Source organism: Paraburkholderia sp. NMBU_R16 (assembly GCF_013282575.1).
Lineage (GTDB): Bacteria > Pseudomonadota > Gammaproteobacteria > Burkholderiales > Burkholderiaceae > Trinickia.
In genome coordinates this window covers 1-19,001 of record NZ_JAAAYE010000012.1, presented here as the reverse complement: position 1 = coordinate 19,001, position 19,001 = coordinate 1, and the positions used below count along the sequence as shown (strand labels likewise).

The following is a 19,001-nucleotide window of genomic DNA, read 5'->3' as shown; positions in this document are numbered from 1 at the left end:
CCGGCAACGCGACGAAGCCGACATTGACGCACTCGAAGGCGCCTGAAGGCACGCACTTTACCGTTTTTATCGATCTCTCGCTGAAACAGTCCGTAATCGCGCGATGCAAGGATGAACGCACTGAAAGTGAAAACCGTATATATTTGCACGGATGGATAATTGCGCCGATACGAACGCTCAAGCCGCCCCGACAGTCCCGCCGCCGCGTACCTGGGACGCTCGACTCGCACGCTGGCTCGTCACGCCGCTCAAGGACACGCGCATCGTGCCCAATCACCTCACGACGCTGCGGCTCGTGACAGGCTTGGCCGGGGCGGCCTGTCTCGCCATGGGCGATTTTGCGTGGACCAATGCGGGCGCGTTGCTGATCGTGCTGTCCAATTTCATCGATCACACCGATGGCGAGCTCGCGCGCATCAGCGGCAAGTCGAGCCGGTTCGGGCATCTCTACGATCTCGCGAGCGATGCCCTCGTCACCGTCGCGCTGTTCGTGTCGATGGGCGTCGGGATCGCGAGCCCGGGCGAATCGCCATTCGCGTTGCCCATTGCGCTGGGGGCGATCGCGGGCGTTGCCGTCGCGCTGATTTTCTATCTGCGCATGCGCATCGAATCGATCGCGGGGAAAGCGGGGACGCGCCAGGCATTCGCCGGCGGCTTCGAGACCGAAGACGTGCTGTATCTGCTGCCGCTCGTCACGCTTGCGCATGGGATCGAACCGTTCATCGATGCGGCCGCGATCGGCGCGCCGCTTTTCGCTGTCTGGGTCACGTTCGATTATTGGCGAGTCGTGCGGCGGGGGCGCCCTGCACGTCAAGCGGCCGAGTTGCGGATGTCGCGATGAGCGGGCCCGCCTCCGAAGACGACGCGCTGGCCACGCGCGAAGCGCCCGCGATGCCGCAAGATCCCGCCGATGTCGGCTCGCTCGATCGGCAGTTGGCCGCGCGGCTCGATCGGCTTGCTCCCGCTGGATTGCAGCGCGAGTTCGCGCGACAGGGCGCATTCCTCTATCTAGAGGATTTCTTGCCGGCCGAGGTGACCGCAAAACTGGCCGCGCTCGCACGCTCGCTGTTACCGGCCGTCAATCGCAACTATCTGCCAGGACATAAGCAAGGCGGCAGCGTCAGCCGTCATACGATCGACCGGCTCGCGCCGTTCATCGCCGAGCTCTATCGGTCGCGCGAACTGATGGCATGGCTCGCATCGATCACCGGCGCCCGCCTGCTGCCATCGCCCGAGGGCGACCCGCACGCTTACGCCCTCTATTACTACACGCGCGCCGGCGATCATATCGGTTGGCACTACGACACCTCCTATTACGAAGGCACGCGCTATACGGTATTGCTCGGCGTCATCGACGATTCGTCGTGCCGGCTCGACTACGAACTGCATACTCGCACGCCGAACGTCTCCCCCGTCGCCGGCTCGATTCAATATCCCCCAGGAGCGCTCGTGCTGTTCGACGGCGACAAGCTGCGACACCGGATCACGCCCGCGGGCGCCAACGAGATGCGCGTTTCGCTCACGTTCGAGTACGTCACCGATGCGCGCATGCGCCCCTGGCGGCGCTTCATTTCGAACATGAAAGACGCCGTTGCCTATTTTGGCTTTCGGCAGGTGTTCAGCAAGTCATCGCTGCGCGCGAGCGCGAGCGGGGCACCGGGGGACTCCGCATGACCCGGGCGGCCTTGGCGTTGCTCTCACTCGGCACCGCTGTCTTCATCGCGCTGATTGCGTGGCAGGGATTCGGCGCGGTGGCCGGTACGCTCGCCGCGGCCGGATGGGGGCTCGCGCTCGTCGCGCTCTTTCATTTGCTGCCGCTCGTCATCGATGCCGGTGCGATTCGCGTGCTCGCGACGCGGCATACCACGTTGACCGATACGGTTTTCGCACGCTGGGCCGGCGAATCGGTCAACAGCTTGTTGCCGGCCGGCCAGCTGGGCGGCCCGGTGCTGATGGCCCGCCATCTGGCGCAACGCGGCATGCCGATGCCGAGCGCCGCCGCGGCCGTCACGGTCAGCACCACGATGCAGGCCGTGGCGCAAATCGTCTTCGCCTGCCTCGGACTCGCCGCGTTCGCGGCCGTCGCGGCGGTTCCGGCCCGCTTGGCCACACCAGGCGTGCGCATGGCGATGCTGATCGCGGGCGTTGCGCTCGGCGTCTGCGTCGCGGCATTTTTCATCGCGCAGCAGCGCGGCGTGTTCGGCCGCGTCGTGCGTGCGGCGTCGAAGGTGTTCGGCAAGCGCGATGGCGGCGCGCTCGCCGCGCGGGCCGATACCATCGACGAACACGTACGCTCGCTCTACCTTCGCCCGGGCCGCGTCGCCGCCACGTTTGCCTTCAGCCTGGCCGGCTGGGTCGTCGGCACCGGCGAAGTCTGGCTCGCGCTGCGCTTTCTCGGTCATCCGGTCGGCTGGCTCGATGCGTTGCTGCTCGAAAGCGTGGGGCAGGCCATCCGAGGCGCCGCATTCGCGATTCCGGGTTCGCTCGGCGCACAGGAAGGCGGCTACCTGCTGCTTGCACCGCTCGTGGGGCTGCCGCCCGAAACCGCGCTGGCGCTCTCGCTGGCCAAACGGGCGCGCGAACTCGCGCTCGGCTTGCCCGGTCTCGCTTATCTGCATTGGAGCGAACGCAGATGGCGGCAACGCCGCGCGGCCGCAACGGGCCCGGTCGATGACGACGGGTCGCGGCCCCGGGCATCGATTTTATAGCTTCGACTTCACGAACCGGTCACACCAGCCGGACCTAGGAGACAATCGCTATGCGAGCGATCATTCTCGCTGCCGGGCTCGGCCTGCGTCTGCAGATGCCGGCCGGCGAGCAGCATCCAAAATGCCTGCTGCGCTTTCAGGGCATCACGTTGCTCGAGCGCCACCTGCGTGCACTACGCAGCGCGGGCGTCACAGAAGCGGTCCTTGCGCTCGGTTTCGAGCCGCAACAGGTGCGCGCCGAACTGGCGCGCATCGAGTGGCAGCCGGCGCCCGAAATCGTCCTCAACCCGCGCTACGACCTCGGCAGCGTCCTGACCGTTCACACCGTTGCGGATGCGCTCACGCGCGGCGGCGACGTTTTGCTGATGGATGCCGATGTCCTCTACGACGAAGCGATCCTGCGGGCCTTGACGGCCGGTGCCAGCGCGGACCGCTTGCTGCTCGATCGCGAGTTCGAGGCAGGAGACGAGCCGGTCAAACTCTGTCTCAAGAACGGCGTGCCCATCGAGCTTCGCAAGCAGCTCGCGGTAGGGCTCGACTACGACACGATCGGCGAGTCGGTAGGCTTTTTTCGTTTTCGCGAAGACACGGCGCGGCGACTCGCGCAGATCGTCGCTCGATACGTCGAGGACGGCCGGACCAACATGCCGCACGAGGAAGCGGTACGCGATCTGCTGCTCGAAAGCGGCAATCGTTTCGAGGTGGCCGATGTCACCGGCATGCCCTGGGTCGAAATCGACTTTCCCAACGATGTGAAGCGGGCCGAGCAGGAAGTGCTGCCGCGCCTCGCACCGATTGCAGGAGCCATTCAATGAATGCACGCGACCCGATGAACTCCGCCCCGGCACGCTCGCGTTTTTCGCGGCTGCGCGAGATGCTCGCGAGCCAGGAGCTCGAATTCATCATGGAGGCACATAACGGCTTGTCCGCGCGCGTCGTGCGCGAGGCTGGCTTCAAAGGCATCTGGGCCTCGGGCCTCGCCATTTCCGCGCAGTTCGGCGTGCGAGACAACAACGAAGCCAGTTGGACGCAGGTGGTCGACACACTCGAATTCATGGCCGATGCGAGCGATCTGCCGATCCTGCTCGACGGCGATACCGGCTACGGCAACTTCAACAACGTGCGCCGGCTGGTGCGCAAGCTCGAGCAGCGCGGTATTGCGGGTGTGTGCATCGAAGACAAGCAGTTTCCGAAGACGAACAGCTTCATCGGCGGCGAGCGCCAGCCGTTGGCCGATATCGACGAATTCTGCGGCAAAATCAAGGCCGGCAAGGATTCGCAGTGCGAAGCGGATTTCTCGATCGTCGCGCGCGTCGAAGCGCTCATCGCCGGTTGGGGCATGGACGAAGCGCTCAAACGTGCCGAAGCTTATCGCGCCGCAGGTGCCGATGCGATCCTCATCCACAGCAAACTGTCGCGTCCCGACGAAATCCTGACCTTCGCGCGCGAATGGGCGGAGCGTGCGCCGCTCGTCATCGTGCCGACGAAGTACTACAGCACGCCTACCGAGGTATTTCGCAAGGCCGGCATCAGCCTCGTCATCTGGGCCAATCATTTGATCCGTGCCGCCGCTTCGTCGATGCAGGCGGTGGCAAGAGAGATTCACGACAGCGAAACGCTCGTGAACGTGGAAGAACGCATCGCGACCGTCGACGAGATCTTCCGCCTGCAAGACGCCGACGAATACTCGAGCGCCGAGCGCCTTTATCTGTCCAGTGCGCGGCGCGCCGGCGGCGCCGTGGTACTGGCTGCCAGCCGCGGCCGCGGGCTGGAAGCCGTCACGGAAGATCGGCCGAAAGTCATGCTTCCTGTCGCAGGCAAACCGCTTTTGCGTTGGCTCGTCGACGCGTTCAAGCAGCAAGGAGTCAATGAGATCACCGTAGTCGGAGGCTATCGCGCGGATGCAATCGAGCCGACCGGCATCCGGCTCGTCGTCAACGAGCAGCACGCTCAAACGGGTGAGCTGGCATCGCTCGCCTGCGCACGCGATGCGCTCGACGGCGACACGGTTATCTCGTACGGCGATCTGCTCTTTCGCCATTACATCCTGCGCGATCTCGTTCAAAGCGATGCGCCGTTCACGGTCGTCGTCGACTCGTCGCAAACGCAACCGTCGAACCGTAGTGTGCGCGATTTCGCGTACTGCTCGGCGGCCGACGACCGCGCGCTGTTCGGACAGAAAACCTATCTCGAGCGGATCCGCTCGGGCTCGCATGCGGATCCCGCTGCCCATGGCCGATGGATCGGTCTGCTGGGCGTGCGGGGCGCCGGATGCGCACGGCTGACGGCCATGCTGGACGAAATGCGGCGGCAGCCCGATTTCGATGCACTCGATATGCCGGCGCTGATCAATGCGCTGATCGACGCGGGGGAGCGCATCGAAGTGCAGTACGTTCACGGGCATTGGTGCGGCGTCAACGATCTCGAGGATTTCCGCCGCGCCGGCGATTTTGCGCACGCACAAGCGCCGCTGGGCGCCGCACGCAACGGCGGGGCCAACGGAGGCCCGCGGTGATCGAAGCGCAACAGTTCGTCGAAGCGGCGCGCCGGCATGGGTTCCACTGGTATGCGGGCGTGCCTTGTTCGTTTCTGACGCCGTTCATCAACTATGTGCTGCAAGATCCTGGACTGCACTATCTCAGCGCGGCCAACGAAGGCGACGCCGTGGCGTTCGCGGCAGGCATCGCACTGGGCGCGCGCAACGGCGTGCGGGCCGTCACGATGATGCAGAACTCCGGGCTCGGCAATGCGGTGAGTCCGCTGACTTCGCTGACGTGGACGTTCCGGCTACCGCAACTGCTGATCGTCACCTGGCGCGGAGAGCCCGGCGTGTCGGACGAGCCGCAGCATGCGTTGATGGGTCCGATCACGCCGAAGCTGCTCGAGACGATGGAAATACCGTGGGAGCGCTTTCCTTGCGAAGTGCACGAGATCGAGCCCGCGCTCGGACGCGCCGTCGCCTATATGAACGAGACGGGCCGCCCGTATGCTTTAGTGATGCAAAAAGGCAGCGTCGCGCCGTATCCGCTGAGCCAGCAGCCCCCCGCGCGTGCGACCCACTGCCAGCCCGGCGCGCAGTGGCGCGGGCTGCCGGTCGATTCGCTGCCTACGCGGCACGAGGCGTTAAAGCGCGTCATCGGGCGCACGCCGCCCGATTCAACCGTCGTACTCGCATCGACAGGTTTCGCCGGACGCGAGCTCTACGCGATCGATGACCGCCCGAATCAGCTCTATATGGTAGGTTCGATGGGTTGCGTGACGTTGCTGGCGCTCGGCTTGTCGCTCGCGCGGCCCGATTTGCGCATCGTCGCGCTCGACGGCGACGGCGCCGCGCTGATGCGCATGAGCGCATTTGCAACGCTCGGCGCTTACGGCCGGGGCAATTTGCTGCACCTGCTCATCGATAACGGCGTGCACGATTCGACGGGCGGCCAGGCCACAGTCTCGCCGCACATCTCCTTCGCCGCGATTGCCGCCGCCTGCGGTTACGCGTCGGCCATCGAGGGCGACGATGCGAGCGTGATCGATGCGCTCTTCGACGATGCCGGCCACAATTTGCCCGACGCGCCCCGCTTCGCGCGACTGACCGTGCGCCGCGGCACGCCTGAGGGACTGCCGCGGCCCACCGTCTCCCCGGTCGACGTCAAGACGCGGCTCATGCGCCATCTCGGCACGCCTAACGGAGTTTAATGATGCTGCTGCTCAACCCTGGCCCCGTAACGTTGACGGAGCGCGTCCGCCAAAGCCTGCTGCGGACCGATCTTTGCCATCGCGAAAACGAGTTCTACGACTTGCAGGACGAAGCGCGCGCGCGTTTGCTCGACGTCTATGGTCTCGACACCGCGACATGGTCTGCCACCCTGCTGACCGGATCGGGCACGGCCGCCGTCGAAAGCATGGTTGCCTCGCTCGTACCGCGCGAGGGCAAGCTGCTCGTCGTGCAAAACGGCGTTTACGGCGAGCGGATCGTCGATATCGCGCGCCAGTACGGCATTGCGCACGACGCGCTTGTCCATGAGTGGACGGCCGCGCCCGATCTCGGCCGCATCGCGGCGCAGCTCGAGGCCGATCGCGCGATCACGCACGTTGCCGTGATTCATCACGAGACGACGAGCGGGCGCCTCAATGACATCGACTCAATCGGCAAGCTCTGCAACGAGCGGGGCGTGCGTCTGCTCGTCGATGCGGTGAGCAGCTTCGGCGCCGAGGCGATCGATTTCGCAAGCGGCGCGATTGCGGCGGTGGCGGCCGGCGCCAACAAGTGTCTCCACGGCGTGCCCGGAGCGGCATTCGTCATTGCCCGGCACGATGCACTCGAACACGCGGCGAGCCGGACCTACTATCTCGATCTGAGCCGCTTGGCGCGCTTGCAAGCCGAGCGCAACACGCCGTTCACGCCGGCCGTGCACGCTTACTATGCGCTCGTCGAAGCGTTGCGCGAATTTCGCGACGAAGGCGGCTGGCCAGCGCGTCATGCGCGTTACGCGGCCCTCGCCGAGCAAGCGCGCGCCGGTCTGGCCGCGCTCGGAATCGAGGCCGTGCTGCCGCCCGAACGTTCGTCCGTCGTGCTGCGCGCCTATCGGCTGCCGGCTGGGGTGCCGTTCGAGCCGTTCCACGATGGCCTCAAGTCGCACGGGTTCGTGATCTATCCAGGTCAGCGTGCGCTGTACGACAGCATCTTTCGTATTTCGACAATGGGCGCGATCGAGGCCGGCGATATCGACCGGTTCCTGAAGGCGGTCCGATCGTCGATCAAGTAGCGCGAGCGTATTCGGAGAACAAACGATGACCGCAGTACTGCAGTACGATTTTCGCAGCGACACCGTGACCCGGCCCGACGAGGGCATGCGCGCCGCGATGGTACAAGCCGTCGTCGGCGACGACGTATTCGGCGACGACCCTACCGTCAAGCGCCTCGAAGCGGAACTCGCCGGGCGGCTCGGCAAGGAAGCCGCGCTTTTCGTTCCGTCGGGAACGCAATCGAACCTCATCGCGCTGATGGCTCATTGTGAACGCGGCGACGAATATCTCGTCGGGCAGCAGGCGCACTGTTACCGCTGGGAAGCGGGCGGCGCGGCGGTGCTCGGCAGCATCCAGCCTCAGCCGATCGAAAATCAGGCCGACGGCACGCTGCGTCTGGCCGACATCGAAGCCGCGATCAAGCCCGACGATCCGCACTTCGCCCGCTCGCGGCTTCTGGCGCTCGAGAACACCATCGGCGGTAAGGTATTGCCGATCGCCTATATGGAAGAAGCGGCGGCCTTGGCGCGCCGCCACGGGCTCGCCTGCCACCTCGACGGGGCCCGCGTGTTCAACGCGGCCGTTGCGCTCGGCGAACCGGTCGCCCGGCTCGCGCGACCGTTCGATACCGTCTCGGTCTGCCTGTCGAAAGGGCTCGGTGCCCCCGTTGGGTCGGTGCTCGTCGGCTCAGCCGCGCTGATCGCGAAGGCGCGCCGCCTGCGCAAGATGTTGGGCGGCGGCCTCAGGCAGGTCGGCATACTGGCCGCCGCGGGCCTTTACGCGCTCGAGCACAACGTCGCGCGGCTGGCCGCCGATCACGCGAACGCGAAAACGCTGGCACTGGGGCTGGGCAAGCTGCCCGGGGTGACGGTTGCCGAGCCCGATACGAACATCGTATTCGTCGAGATCGCGCCGCGGTACGCAAGCGCATTCGCCGCGTATCTCGCCGATCACGGCATCGGCATCACGTCCGCATATGGCGCAACGCGCCAGCGTTGGGTGACCCATCTCGATGTGGATCGCGAAGCGGTCGAGCATACGCTCGCCGTCGCGACGGAATTCTTTTCGATGCAGACCTGATTGAGCAGGCAGCAGATCATGGAAGCCACGAATTTTTCCTTGCGCGCGTACTTCGAGCGGATCGGCTACCGGGGTCCGGAAGAGACCGATCGGCAAACACTGACGGCAATCATGCGGCATCAGCTGCGCACTGTGCCGTTCGAAAACCTCGACGTGCAGGCGGGCAAGGTCGTCTCGCTCGTGCCGGAAGACATCGTCGAGAAAATTCTCGGCAACGGGCGAGGCGGCTACTGCTATGAGGTCAACGGGCTGTTCGCCATGGCGGTGCAGGCGCTTGGCGTGCCCTATCGTATGGTGGGCGCTCGTCCGCGCACCTATGCGAGCCGTCGGCCGAAGACGCATATGGCGCTCATTCTCACGTTCGAGGGCGAGCGGTGGCTTTTCGACCTCGGCTTCGGCAGCCACGGTATCCGTGCGCCCATATCGCTCGATCGCCCCGACACAGACGTCGCGCAAGACTTCGATACCTACCGGCTCGAGAAAATCGGCGACGATCGGTATTTGTTACGAACCGTCGTGGAAGGAAAATGGGCCGATCAATACGAGTTCGATCTTTCTCCGCAGGAATGGGTCGATTTCGTGCCGGCCAATTTTCTGAATTCGAAACATCCCGATTCGATCTTCGTCCAGCACCTGGTTGCTGTCCGGCAGACGGACGAAGGGCGCAAGATTCTCCTCGACAATACGTTCAAGGTCATCGCACGGGGGAAAATGGAGTCACGCAGCGTTGCGCCGCACGAACGCGATGCCCTCCTGCTCGGTGAATTCGGGCTCGTCGCGCCACGTTAGCGACGGACGGCGTGGCCGGACGGATGAGCGGCCCCGATGTCACAAAACCGGGGCCGCCCTCGTCTTGAGAGTGTCCCCTCGTCGTCACCGGCGGCAACGCCGCTCATCAGCATGGATACGCCACATCTCAGTTCACCCTCCGATCCGTTCGACGCGCTGCGACCGCGTCTTTTCGCCATTGCCTACCGCATGCTGGGCACACGTGCCGACGCGGACGACGTACTTCAGGACGCCTGGTTGCGCTGGCATCAGACTGATCGCGCCGCAGTGCAGTCCGCCGAGGCCTGGCTCGTCACGATCGTCACGCGCCTGGCCATCGACCGGCTGCGAGCCGCCAAGGCTGAACGCGATCGTTACGTTGGATCCTGGCTACCTGAACCGCTAGTCGAAATCGACGAGCGCACGCCGGAAACGGCTGCGGAGCTCGCAAGCGAGCTTTCGGTCGCCCTGCTCTGGGTGCTCGAGCGACTCGCTCCCGAAGAGCGCGCCGCGTTCTTGTTGCGTCAGGCATTCGATCAGGACTACGAAGAGATCGCCGCGCTGCTCGGCAAGAGCGAAACGGCCTGCCGGCAGATGGTGCACCGTGCAGTGGAGCGGGTCCGGCAAGAGCGCGTGAGATTCGATGTCTCCCAAGAAGCGCACCGGCGTGTCGTGGCGAAGTTCAAGAAAGCCGCGGAAAGTGGGGATCGCAATGCTATCCAGGCGCTGCTCGCGGACGATGTCGAGCTCGTCGGGGATGGCGGCGGCAAAGTGCCGTCGACGCTCAAGATTTTGCGCGGTGCCTATCGCATCGCCAATCTTTATTGGGCGACCCACCGGCGCAACCCGCAAATCGTCTATCGCATGGCACGCATCAACGGCGAGGCCGGCCTTTTACGTTATGTCGACGGCCAGCTCGAATCGGCACAGACGTTCGTCGTCGACGGCGAACGGATCGTCGCGGCGTATCTCGTGCGCAACCCCGACAAGCTTGCCCACATTCCCCCGCTCGAGCAATGACCGCCCGGACCGGCGCCTTGCGCGAGCAAGCGGGCACATCGCACTGTCACAAACGCGCGCGCGATACCGTCTTGGAGATATGGAGGCCGCACGGTGCGGCACTCCGCTTTCATCCAAAAGGGTAACGTCATGACCGCTTCGCCTCGTATCGACTACCGCAAACTCGCACCGAAGGCATTTCAGACCCTGTATCAGCTCTCGACCGGCCTGCGGCGCGACCTGCTGAGCCAACGGCTCATCGATCTCGTATTCCTGCGCGTCTCGCAGATCAACGGTTGCGCATTTTGCATCGACATGCATTGGCGCGATCTGATCGAGCTCGGCGTCGAGCCGCGTCATCTGAACGCCGTAGCGGGCTGGCGCGAGGCACCGTTCTTCGACGCGCGCGAGCGCGCCGCGTTCGAGTGGGCGGAAATCGTCACCACGATCGCGACGAGCGATGCCAGCGACGAAACGTTCGCGAGGTTGCGCGAGCACTTCAGCGACGAGGAAATCGCGGAGCTCGGATTCGTGATCGCAGCCATCAACGCATGGAATCGCCTCAACGTAAGCTTGCGCGTTCCAGTGCCGCAAACGGTCTGACGCCAAGGGCGGACGCTTCGCGTTTCCTTCTCTCGCTTCGCGCGCCGGGTGAAATCGATTCCGCGGCTCGTTACCATCGATGCACGGTTGGTGTCACCCGCTTTTCGAGCGACGGAGGCAGCGTGCATTGCGAGCAGATCAGTTTGCGATCGACCGATCCGGGTCAAACGGCGAGGCGTCTCGTCACGCTGTTAGGTCTCGAGCCCGGCACCGTTGGCGTTTCGGCTGTCGGGGACACGACGGATTTCCTCATAGCCGGAACGCGGCTCGCGATCGATCGAGCCCGCACGTTGGCTCCAGTACGCAACAGTGAAGTGATCGTCGACGATATCGCGATCGCCACCGACGATTTCGACGGATGCTATCGCCGGGCCGTCCGCGCCGGGGCAACGGTACTGCGGGCACCTTCCATTTCACCGGACGCGCACCCTCACGAGATCGACGCGCTCAGTGCACGCGTGCACCCGGTGGGTCTGCCGCCCCATACACTGATGGAACGTGTGCGGAGTACATCGTCGCCCACACGCATGCGATATCGCCCTGCCGTCGAAACGAAGCACGTGCTCGCCAGCATCGATCACCTGGCTTTTTGCTTGCCGCCGGGCGCGCTCGACGCGGCCGTGCGGTTTGCGCAGGAGGTGCTCGGATTCGATGCCGTTTATAGCGACACGATCGAAACAGGCGGCTTCGGACTCGTCACCCGCGCAGTGAGATCGAAAGACGCCTCGATGACCTACGTACTCAATTGCCCGCTCGCACATTGCCGACGCAGCCACATCGACGACTTCATCGACAAGCACGGCGCAGGCGTGCAGCATATTGCGTTCGGCGTCAGCGACATCTTCCGCTTCGCGCAGCGCCTGAGCCGCACACCGTTTCATTTCCTCAAGCCCCCGGAAGGGATCTATGCGTCGATGGCATGCCGCCTGACCGATCGCAGCGCGCTCGCTCAGGCGAGCACATCGAGCATCATGCTCGACGAGGACGAAGATGGACAACTCGCGCAGGCGTTCGTGACGCCTTTCAGCGACGATACGGCCAGTCTCTTTCTCGAGTTCATCGAGCGCAGAGGGTCTCGCGGCTTCGGCGCCGGCAACATCAAGGATCTCTTTTCGGCGGCCGAAAAGAAAATGCGCGCAGCAGGAACAGGCACGGGCATGGGCGTGCCAGCCGCGCCGGAGCCAGCCATGTGCGTCGCGACGCCCCGCCCTATTGCGCCGAATCGCGCCATACCACCGCAAGCGCTGTCATCAATGCGGGGCCGATGAAGAGGCCGACGAGCCCGAAAGTCTGCGCGCCACCGAGAATTCCGAACAGCACGAGCAAAAACGGCAATCGCGCCGTATTGCCGATCATCATCGGGCGCACGAAGTGCTCGGCCACGAATACGACGACCGCGCCCGTCGCCAGCACGGCGAACGCGCCCGTCGCCGAACCGTGCGAGAAAAGCCACAGTGCTGCAATGCAAAAGACGATCGGCGCGCAAAACGGCAACATCGCGGCGACGGCCGTCAAAAGGCTCAGCGCAGCGGCGTGCGGCAAACCGGCGAATCCGTAAGCGATGCCGATCAAGGCACCTTCGCCGAAGCCCACGACAACGAGTCCGGTCACCGTCCCGCGGACCGCCGCGGCCATCCGCACGGCAAGGCGCGCGCCCGCCATGCCGAAAAGACGCCGCACCGCTCTGACCGACTGATCGGCGAGTTGAGGGCCGGTCCTCAGGAGAACGAACAAAACCAGCAGCATGAAGCCCAAGTGCACGATGCCGCGCAACGCAAGAAAGCCGACGTGCCGGCCGACCGTGACGACCGTCGCCGTGCCGTGCAACTGTTCCATGGCCGGAGAACCGAGCAAGGGGCGCGCGAGATTGGCGCTCCACCAGTCGGCGACCTGGCTACCGAACGGCAGCTTCGACAAAAACACGGGCACGGGAATGCCGTTGGCGATGGCGTCCTTGAACCATGCGGCAAGGTCATGCATCTCGCTCACGGTCTGGGCGAAGACGACGACCACGGGCACGACGACGAACAAGCCGACGACGATCGTCAGCAACAGCGCGATCGCGCTCGCCCTGCGCGGCTCGTGCTGCGGGCCGGATATCCGCAACAGCAGCGGCCACAGGGCGATGGTGACGACAGCAGCCCAGACGACAGGCCCGATGAAATCGCGTATCACCCAGAGCGCAAGCCCGATGAGCACCACATTGAGCACGAGCCATGCGATCCGCTGCGCCTTGCGGGTGTCGCGCATCGGGGAAAGGAGAGGATGATTGGATGACATCGGACACGCTCGCATCTGGGGGACGATGGGACCACATGTTATAGGATCGATTCCACGATCTATGCTGCTTTGACTCCGTCAGCGTTCGCCTACGAGTGCGACGCCCGACGGGGCTCACTTTTGTCGGGAGTCTCCATGCGTCCTCGCTGCATTCGCTTGCCGCATCGCCCTGCCCTGAGCACCGCGTGTCCGAGCCGCCGTGCTCGCGCGGCGAGCGCCCTAGTTGCCTGCCTATTGACGGCGCTTTGCCTCGCTGGTCCGCTCGCGCGCGCGGCCGACGACGACGAGGCCGCTTCGCCCGATACGCCCGCCAGTGCACATGCGGCGTCGGCACCGGTGTCGACCGCGTCCGGGGCCTCCGCCGCCGTGGCGACATCGACCGCAGTGCAGGCGCCGAAAGAAACATCGAAGGTCACGGAGCACACGGTCGGCATCGACGGCCACCGGATCGCTTATCGCGCAACCGCGGGCACGCTGCTGATACGCGATGCAAAAGGCGAGCCTGATGCCAGCATGTTCTACGTCGCCTACACGACGCGCGGCGGCGACGCCGCACATCGACCCGTGACGTTTCTCTTCAACGGCGGCCCGGGCGCGAGCAGCCTCTTTCTGCTCATCGGTTCGCTCGGGCCGAAACGGGTGCATACGCAAAGCCCCGCGCCCACGCCGGCCGCGCCCTACCTGCTCGCCGACAACCCTGATTCGCTGCTCGACAAGAGCGATCTCGTGTTCATCGATGCGGTGGGGACGGGTTTCTCGCGCCCGATCGGCCACGGGAGCGGCAAGGAGTTTTATGGCGTCGACGGCGATCTCGATGCGTTCGTCCGCTTTATCGACCGGTATCTAACCGTCAACCAGCGGTGGAATTCGCCGAAGTTTCTGCTGGGCGAATCGTACGGCGCGACGCGGGCCGCCATGCTCGCCTACCGTCTGGGCCAGCATCAAATTGCGCTCAACGGCGTCGCTCTGCTTTCGTCTGTGCTGAATGCGAACGTGCATGCACCCGGTTACGATCTCGCCAGCGTGCGCTATCTGCCGTCGTACGCAGCCGTCGCGTGGTACCACGGCAAAGTCCGCGATACGGGCGCGGCTGATCTGCCCGCATTCCTCGACGAGGTGCGCGCATTCGCGGCCGGGGCCTATTCGGCCGCACTGGCCAAGGGAGACGCCTTGCCGGACAGCGAGCGCGATGCGATCGCAGCGAAAGTCGCGCACTATACCGGACTCGACGAGCAATACGTGATCGCTGCCCACCTGCGCATTCGGCCATCGCACTTCCGCCAGGTACTGTTGCGCGACGAGGCGCGCAGCGTCGGCCGCTACGACGGGCGTTTCAAGGGCGTCGAAGCGGATTCGACATTCGATTCGCCCGACTTCGATCCATCCGAGAAATACATTGTCAGCGCCTTCGATGCCGCTTTCCATGAACATCTCGCGCGCGACCTGAACTACCAGTCGCCACTGTCCTACCTGGTCTTCAACAACAAGGTGCTCAGCGCCTGGAACTCGAAACACCGCACGTGGTGGGGCGAAACGCTGGCAGTGCCCTATGCCGCGGGCGACCTTGCCGAGGCCATGCGACAGGACCCTGGCTTGCGCGTGCTGTCGGCCAACGGCTACTTCGATCTCGCGACCCCCTTCTTCTCGACCGAATACGACCTGGCTCATCTGGGCCTGGAACCCTCGCTGCGCGCGCACATCGAGATCACGCATTATGCGAGCGGTCACATGATCTATCTCGACGATGCGGCGCTGCACGAGCTCAAACGAGATCTGGCGCGTTTCTACGATACGGCGACAAGGAGCGATGCCCGCCGATGACCGGCAGCGGCGGGCATTTTCCTTGCGTTGTCTATTGCAATCCGAAAGCCAGCATGACCTGCCGCGAATCGGGGTCGACGGTGAGGAGCCAATATTTGTCGGCGAAGCGCGTCAGCGCAGGAGTGATGCGACTCCTTAAAGGATGACCGTCGGAACTGACAACGCTATCGACCAGGAATTGTGGAACGTTCGACTGCTTGCCCTGGTATTGGGCGACGGAAGAAAGGCTCCCGTCCGAGTGCGCGGGAAACACCATCAGCGACCGGTTCGTTGCGCCCGCTGAGGCCGCCGCCACTGCACCGGTCGTCGTGGGCTGCCACCCGTCGGCGGTTGCGACGGGTTCATTGCCGAAAGTCGACAGCGCGCCGTCGCTATAGTCCACGAGTGTCAGCCAGTACAACGAATAACCGTTGTGCGACCGGTAGTAGAAGTACGCATTGCCGGGCGTATACACCGCAACCGGTTGATCGTCGGTTCGCGCGGCGTAGGGGGGTTGCCCCACCCCGTACATGTTGTCGAACGGCGACCAGCGCGAGTCCGGCCCCTGACGCCAGGCGCGGCGCAGCAAACTGTCGCCGCGCGCTTTCCAGACCAGCCATAACTGATTGCTGAGCGCGAGCGAAACCGCGGCCGGCATGGCGTCCGTCAGAGCCATCTGTCCCTGCGCGGTCACCGGCCCCTGGGACGACCATGCGCCATCTTGATGCTGCAACCATTGAATTGCTCCGCTTGTATCGGCATAAAAGCAATTGAGCACGCCTTGATGAGCGACGAGGCAACCGCCCGTCGACGCGTCGGCAACCCCTATCGGCTCAAAGTCGCTCCACTGACCGGTATGAGTCCCGACAAGCAACCGCCTGCCCTGTTTCACGCAGACCCAAAGTCGGCCGCCGTGTTCCAGCAACGACGGCGTCGCGTCGGTCAGTAATGGAACGCCTTGCGATTGCAGCAGGCCTCCCTGCGCGAGCCAGGCGACCACGTCATCGCGGTCATGCACATTCGGGCCGCTGCTTTCCCCGGTCTTCGGCGGCGCGCCTCGCATCGCGATTTTGAAAATGCTGTGGAAGTCGAGCAAGGTACCCACCCAGCGTCGATAGCTGTCGCCCACTTTCAGCCATCGGTAGCCTTTGGGGTCCGTCGGAAATTCCCGCCGATACGCCATCTCCCCCGGTTTCACGACGGTGAAGAGTGGCGAGTAATTGTCCTTGTCATCGGCCCTGAGCGGCAAATCTGGAAGGAGGCGGTGCGACCGGGCGGAGGCCGGCAATGCGCCGCTCTCGAATGCCCCGTAGACGTCGCGAATCGCTTCTCGCAGAGCCGCGCGCATTACGTTTCGGTTCGCCCGATTGACTTCGTCGAAGTACCGGCCATCGCCGAAGGCGATCCAACGGTCGCCCGCCGGGTTGCGCACCCAAAGGCCGTTATAGCTGTCCTCGTTGTGCATCAGGTTCGAGCACGCATCGGGCGCGAAATGAACACTGGAAGTATGCGCTGCGTCGAAATCATGCATATGCCGGCGCGGCGTACGCAGATGACCGGCGGAATAGCTGTCGGTCAGGTAGTGGCACGCGAACGCGAGGTACATGTAGGCTCGCAGCAGCGCCGTGTTGCCAGCGGGACCGGACTGCCCGTGGCCTTCGGCCGCCGTCTTCATCGCGAGCGAGAGCCCTGCGGAATAGACTATACGAGCATGCTCGCCGAAATGATCCCAGTTGTAGGAGACCAGCCACATAAAGCGGCCCCAGTCGCTGACGGATTGGTAGTAGTTCGATTTGCCGGAGCCACCCGTCGCCTCGTTGTACTGGGCATTCCATTTATCGCCGAACTTCTCGTAGGCGACGTGGGCCGGATCGCCCGAAAGAATCGCTTCTGTCAACGCCTGGAACTCTTCCTGCATGATTGCGAGAATCCGCCCGATCTCGCCCGTGTCGCCATGGTCGAGGGTATCGAACGCATCCTTGAATGCGCGCTCCTTGTCGGATTGGTCCGAAATCGGCTTGGTGGGAATGGCGTAGAAGTCGCCGGCCAATGCGAGAATCTGTCCGAACTTGAGCTTGGCACCATTGCTCAACTTGAATTCATAGGAAGCGGCATCGGCGGATGAGCCATCTGCCATCGGCAGCGATATACCGTCGACGATGGACCAATGTTCGGCGCTGTCGAAAAAGCGGGTGCCCACTGGCCGGCCCCCCGCGAGTGCAGAGCGAATGCGAAAACGAACCGGTCTATATGGTGCGCCGAGGTCGTCGGTATCAGCAGGTGCGTCGGTAACGTCATGGCTTGACATGGTTGGCCCCCTCGTGAGTGATTTCGTTGCGGGTCGAAGCGTGCCAATGATCGGACGACGAGCAAGCGCGCAACAAGTCCAAACTTTGCATGTATTGCGCTACGCTCACGAAAACATGAGGACCTTATGATCGACGACGATCGTTATGCCCGCGCCGTGCTGCGCCACACCGAGCATGTGCTCCAACTATTCGTCGGCGAGCGGCTGATCAATAAGATTTTTGCGCGCGTGTTCCAGTCGCACGCCATGGGACGACTCGTCATTGCACATTTCGACTGGAGAGCCGGCGTGGGGCCGCGTCCCACCGTGGCCGGCTTGCAGGCTCAAACGGGGAGCGGTCGTACCCTGGCCGCTTTCATCGCCATTGCGAAGGTGGCACGACTCGTGTCAGTCGAACCGGACCCCACGGACCGGCGGCAGAAATTCCTCGTCCCCGGCCCGCGGATCGTCGAGGGACTGAGGACTTGGCTGCGGCATCATCTCGAACTCGCGCACGCCATCGGCATCATGCCTGCCGGATGCGCGAGCCGGCTGTATGAGGACAACGCTTACTTCGAGCGCTTCGTCAGGGCATCGATCATTGTCATCGACGGCGTGGCCGAAGCAGGCAAGCGCTTTACGCAGTGGCAGTGGTTCGAGGACCACGAATGCGGACAACGCATTGCTTATGCGCTGCTGCGTGCGCACTATCAGGCGTGTCTCGCCGCGCACACACCGGTTGACGAGCCGTTGGACCTCGCGATCAGCGGCGCGGCTGTGGCGAACATGCTGGGACTGTCGAAGTCGCACGTGCGCAACGTGCTCAATGGCGCGGAAGTGCGCGGCGCGCTCTCGCACGACCAGTCGCGCAGGACCATGCGGTTGACCAGCGAGTTTCTGCGCGAGGCCCGCGCTCAATTCGCTCACGTGTTGACGCTGATGGCGCGTACGCATGCCAAGGCGGAAATGGAATCAGGACGGCCGCCGGCCTGTCCGAGCGAGCATGTCGGAACGCTCGGAATGACAAGCGCACCCGCGATCGGCAATGCGGCCTCATATCGACAGCACGCCCGGCGCTGACTCGCCAACGCTACCCTGCCGAAATTCAAAAGACGCGTTTCGCATGTATCAAGCGATATTCCGAATTTATATGGGCGATAAAAACCACGGAATTCGCATACGCGTCTATCGATAACACACACGCTCGCTGCAGTCTCCATAGCCCTCCGCGAGGAGCGCAGGACACTCCCTCACACATCTGACAGCTGTACGGCCAACCTTTTGTCTCTTACGTTGGATGCGCTCATCAAAATCGATCGAGCAGCTTGAAACGAATGCCGGCTTTTTTCTGGCAAAGCGCAATCCATTAGGAGGTCGAATTGAAATCGAGAGCAAAATTAATGCGGTCGATATCGCCGCTATGCCTCGGCGCGGCGCTTGCTGCCGTGTCAGTGTCGGTCGAGGCAACGGCGGCCGTTATCGAGGCAGCGTCCGATGCGAACCCTGCTGCGCGTACCGCCGCCTCGCGCGAGAACACCCAATGGGTTGCCACCGCCACGCGCGGCTTTCTCAACCCGCGCCAACTGCATACTTTCGCCGTCGAGCCCACGTAATCGGTAATTGACCGACGTCGTTGCGATCTCAGGCGATCTGATGCAGTGGCGAGCGCAGCGGGTTGTCGGCGAAGAGCGATTTCCAGATTCGCGGCGTGAGTTCGTGCACGCGCGAAGCCGGAT

Annotated in this window: 17 protein-coding genes; 15 read left to right on the top strand and 2 right to left on the bottom strand. The window is 63.9% G+C overall.

What is annotated here, in order from left to right:
* The first annotated feature begins 151 nt into the window (after positions 1–151).
* The 12 genes from GWC77_RS08145 to GWC77_RS30275 all read left to right on the top strand — a co-directional run bounded on the left by GWC77_RS08145 (position 152) and on the right by GWC77_RS30275 (position 12,166).
* Positions 152–841, top strand: a complete 690-nt coding sequence (locus GWC77_RS08145; protein ID WP_173256396.1) for a CDP-alcohol phosphatidyltransferase family protein — start codon at positions 152–154, stop codon at positions 839–841.
* On the top strand, positions 838–1,674 hold the full coding sequence (locus GWC77_RS08140) for a 2OG-Fe(II) oxygenase (RefSeq protein WP_173256395.1): 837 nt from the start codon (positions 838–840) through the stop codon (positions 1,672–1,674). Before GWC77_RS08145 ends, GWC77_RS08140 begins: the two co-directional genes overlap by 4 nt.
* The gene (locus tag GWC77_RS08135) at positions 1,671–2,708 is read left to right on the top strand and encodes a lysylphosphatidylglycerol synthase domain-containing protein (protein WP_173256394.1); all 1,038 of its coding nucleotides are present in this window, start codon (positions 1,671–1,673) and stop codon (positions 2,706–2,708) included. The genes GWC77_RS08140 and GWC77_RS08135 overlap by 4 nt, the downstream gene beginning before the upstream one ends.
* Positions 2,709–2,758: 50 nt before the next feature.
* Positions 2,759–3,523 carry an NTP transferase domain-containing protein gene (locus GWC77_RS08130; protein WP_173256393.1) on the top strand — a complete coding sequence of 255 codons (765 nt, stop codon included), beginning with the start codon at positions 2,759–2,761 and terminating at the stop codon, positions 3,521–3,523.
* The gene (aepX, locus tag GWC77_RS08125; protein ID WP_173256392.1) at positions 3,520–5,223 is read left to right on the top strand and encodes a phosphoenolpyruvate mutase; all 1,704 of its coding nucleotides are present in this window, start codon (positions 3,520–3,522) and stop codon (positions 5,221–5,223) included. The genes GWC77_RS08130 and aepX overlap by 4 nt, the downstream gene beginning before the upstream one ends.
* Positions 5,220–6,398: a phosphonopyruvate decarboxylase gene (gene aepY / locus GWC77_RS08120; protein ID WP_173256391.1), complete on the top strand. Its 1,179-nt coding sequence runs from the start codon at positions 5,220–5,222 to the stop codon at positions 6,396–6,398. Before aepX ends, aepY begins: the two co-directional genes overlap by 4 nt.
* Positions 6,399–6,400: 2 nt before the next feature.
* The gene (locus GWC77_RS08115; RefSeq protein WP_173256483.1) at positions 6,401–7,468 is read left to right on the top strand and encodes a 2-aminoethylphosphonate aminotransferase; all 1,068 of its coding nucleotides are present in this window, start codon (positions 6,401–6,403) and stop codon (positions 7,466–7,468) included.
* A 25-nt stretch (positions 7,469–7,493) separates the two neighbouring features.
* On the top strand, positions 7,494–8,528 hold the full coding sequence (gene ltaE, locus GWC77_RS08110) for a low-specificity L-threonine aldolase (protein ID WP_173256390.1): 1,035 nt from the start codon (positions 7,494–7,496) through the stop codon (positions 8,526–8,528).
* Between the two features lie 18 nt (positions 8,529–8,546).
* Positions 8,547–9,317, top strand: coding sequence for an arylamine N-acetyltransferase (locus GWC77_RS08105; protein WP_173256389.1), 771 nt, complete (start codon positions 8,547–8,549; stop codon positions 9,315–9,317).
* A gap of 111 nt (positions 9,318–9,428) precedes the next feature.
* Positions 9,429–10,316: an RNA polymerase sigma-70 factor gene (locus tag GWC77_RS08100; RefSeq protein WP_173256388.1), complete on the top strand. Its 888-nt coding sequence runs from the start codon at positions 9,429–9,431 to the stop codon at positions 10,314–10,316.
* A gap of 129 nt (positions 10,317–10,445) precedes the next feature.
* Positions 10,446–10,898 (top strand): carboxymuconolactone decarboxylase family protein, encoded by a 453-nt coding sequence (locus tag GWC77_RS08095; RefSeq protein WP_173256387.1) that lies wholly within the window; start codon positions 10,446–10,448, stop codon positions 10,896–10,898.
* A 122-nt stretch (positions 10,899–11,020) separates the two neighbouring features.
* Entirely contained in the window at positions 11,021–12,166 is a 1,146-nt protein-coding gene (locus GWC77_RS30275) for a VOC family protein (protein WP_173256386.1), read from the top strand.
* On the opposite strand, the gene GWC77_RS08085 is transcribed toward GWC77_RS30275, so the two are convergent.
* Positions 12,108–13,178 carry an AI-2E family transporter gene (locus tag GWC77_RS08085; protein ID WP_254366874.1) on the bottom strand — a complete coding sequence of 357 codons (1,071 nt, stop codon included), beginning with the start codon at positions 13,176–13,178 and terminating at the stop codon, positions 12,108–12,110. The genes GWC77_RS30275 and GWC77_RS08085 overlap by 59 nt on opposite strands.
* 135 nt (positions 13,179–13,313) lie before the next feature.
* On the opposite strand from GWC77_RS08085, the gene GWC77_RS08080 reads away from it, so the two are divergent.
* Positions 13,314–14,999, top strand: a complete 1,686-nt coding sequence (locus tag GWC77_RS08080; protein ID WP_173256385.1) for a S10 family peptidase — start codon at positions 13,314–13,316, stop codon at positions 14,997–14,999.
* Positions 15,000–15,030: 31 nt separating this feature from the next.
* On the opposite strand, the gene GWC77_RS08075 is transcribed toward GWC77_RS08080, so the two are convergent.
* Positions 15,031–17,178 carry a hypothetical protein gene (locus tag GWC77_RS08075; RefSeq protein ID WP_173256384.1) on the bottom strand — a complete coding sequence of 716 codons (2,148 nt, stop codon included), beginning with the start codon at positions 17,176–17,178 and terminating at the stop codon, positions 15,031–15,033.
* A 234-nt stretch (positions 17,179–17,412) separates the two neighbouring features.
* Here GWC77_RS08075 and GWC77_RS08070 point away from each other — a divergent pair, with 234 nt between their 5' ends.
* Positions 17,413–18,345, top strand: coding sequence for a hypothetical protein (locus GWC77_RS08070; RefSeq protein ID WP_173256383.1), 933 nt, complete (start codon positions 17,413–17,415; stop codon positions 18,343–18,345).
* A 320-nt stretch (positions 18,346–18,665) separates the two neighbouring features.
* On the top strand, positions 18,666–18,878 hold the full coding sequence (locus tag GWC77_RS08065; protein WP_173256382.1) for a hypothetical protein: 213 nt from the start codon (positions 18,666–18,668) through the stop codon (positions 18,876–18,878).
* The last annotated feature ends 123 nt before the right edge of the window (positions 18,879–19,001 follow it).

What these genes read in the sequence shown, in the direction of transcription:
- GWC77_RS08145 (WP_173256396.1), top strand. Translation starts at nt 152, where the DNA reads ATGGATAATTGCGCCGATACGAACGCTCAAGCCGCCCCGACAGTCCCG.
- GWC77_RS08140 (WP_173256395.1), top strand. Translation starts at nt 838, where the DNA reads ATGAGCGGGCCCGCCTCCGAAGACGACGCGCTGGCCACGCGCGAAGCG.
- GWC77_RS08135 (WP_173256394.1), top strand. Translation starts at nt 1,671, where the DNA reads ATGACCCGGGCGGCCTTGGCGTTGCTCTCACTCGGCACCGCTGTCTTC.
- GWC77_RS08130 (WP_173256393.1), top strand. Translation starts at nt 2,759, where the DNA reads ATGCGAGCGATCATTCTCGCTGCCGGGCTCGGCCTGCGTCTGCAGATG.
- aepX (WP_173256392.1), top strand. Translation starts at nt 3,520, where the DNA reads ATGAATGCACGCGACCCGATGAACTCCGCCCCGGCACGCTCGCGTTTT.
- GWC77_RS08115 (WP_173256483.1), top strand. Translation starts at nt 6,401, where the DNA reads ATGCTGCTGCTCAACCCTGGCCCCGTAACGTTGACGGAGCGCGTCCGC.
- ltaE (WP_173256390.1), top strand. Translation starts at nt 7,494, where the DNA reads ATGACCGCAGTACTGCAGTACGATTTTCGCAGCGACACCGTGACCCGG.
- GWC77_RS08105 (WP_173256389.1), top strand. Translation starts at nt 8,547, where the DNA reads ATGGAAGCCACGAATTTTTCCTTGCGCGCGTACTTCGAGCGGATCGGC.
- GWC77_RS08100 (WP_173256388.1), top strand. Translation starts at nt 9,429, where the DNA reads ATGGATACGCCACATCTCAGTTCACCCTCCGATCCGTTCGACGCGCTG.
- GWC77_RS08095 (WP_173256387.1), top strand. Translation starts at nt 10,446, where the DNA reads ATGACCGCTTCGCCTCGTATCGACTACCGCAAACTCGCACCGAAGGCA.
- GWC77_RS08085 (WP_254366874.1), bottom strand. Translation starts at nt 13,178, where the DNA reads ATGTCATCCAATCATCCTCTCCTTTCCCCGATGCGCGACACCCGCAAG.
- GWC77_RS08080 (WP_173256385.1), top strand. Translation starts at nt 13,314, where the DNA reads ATGCGTCCTCGCTGCATTCGCTTGCCGCATCGCCCTGCCCTGAGCACC.
- GWC77_RS08070 (WP_173256383.1), top strand. Translation starts at nt 17,413, where the DNA reads ATGATCGACGACGATCGTTATGCCCGCGCCGTGCTGCGCCACACCGAG.
- GWC77_RS08065 (WP_173256382.1), top strand. Translation starts at nt 18,666, where the DNA reads ATGCGGTCGATATCGCCGCTATGCCTCGGCGCGGCGCTTGCTGCCGTG.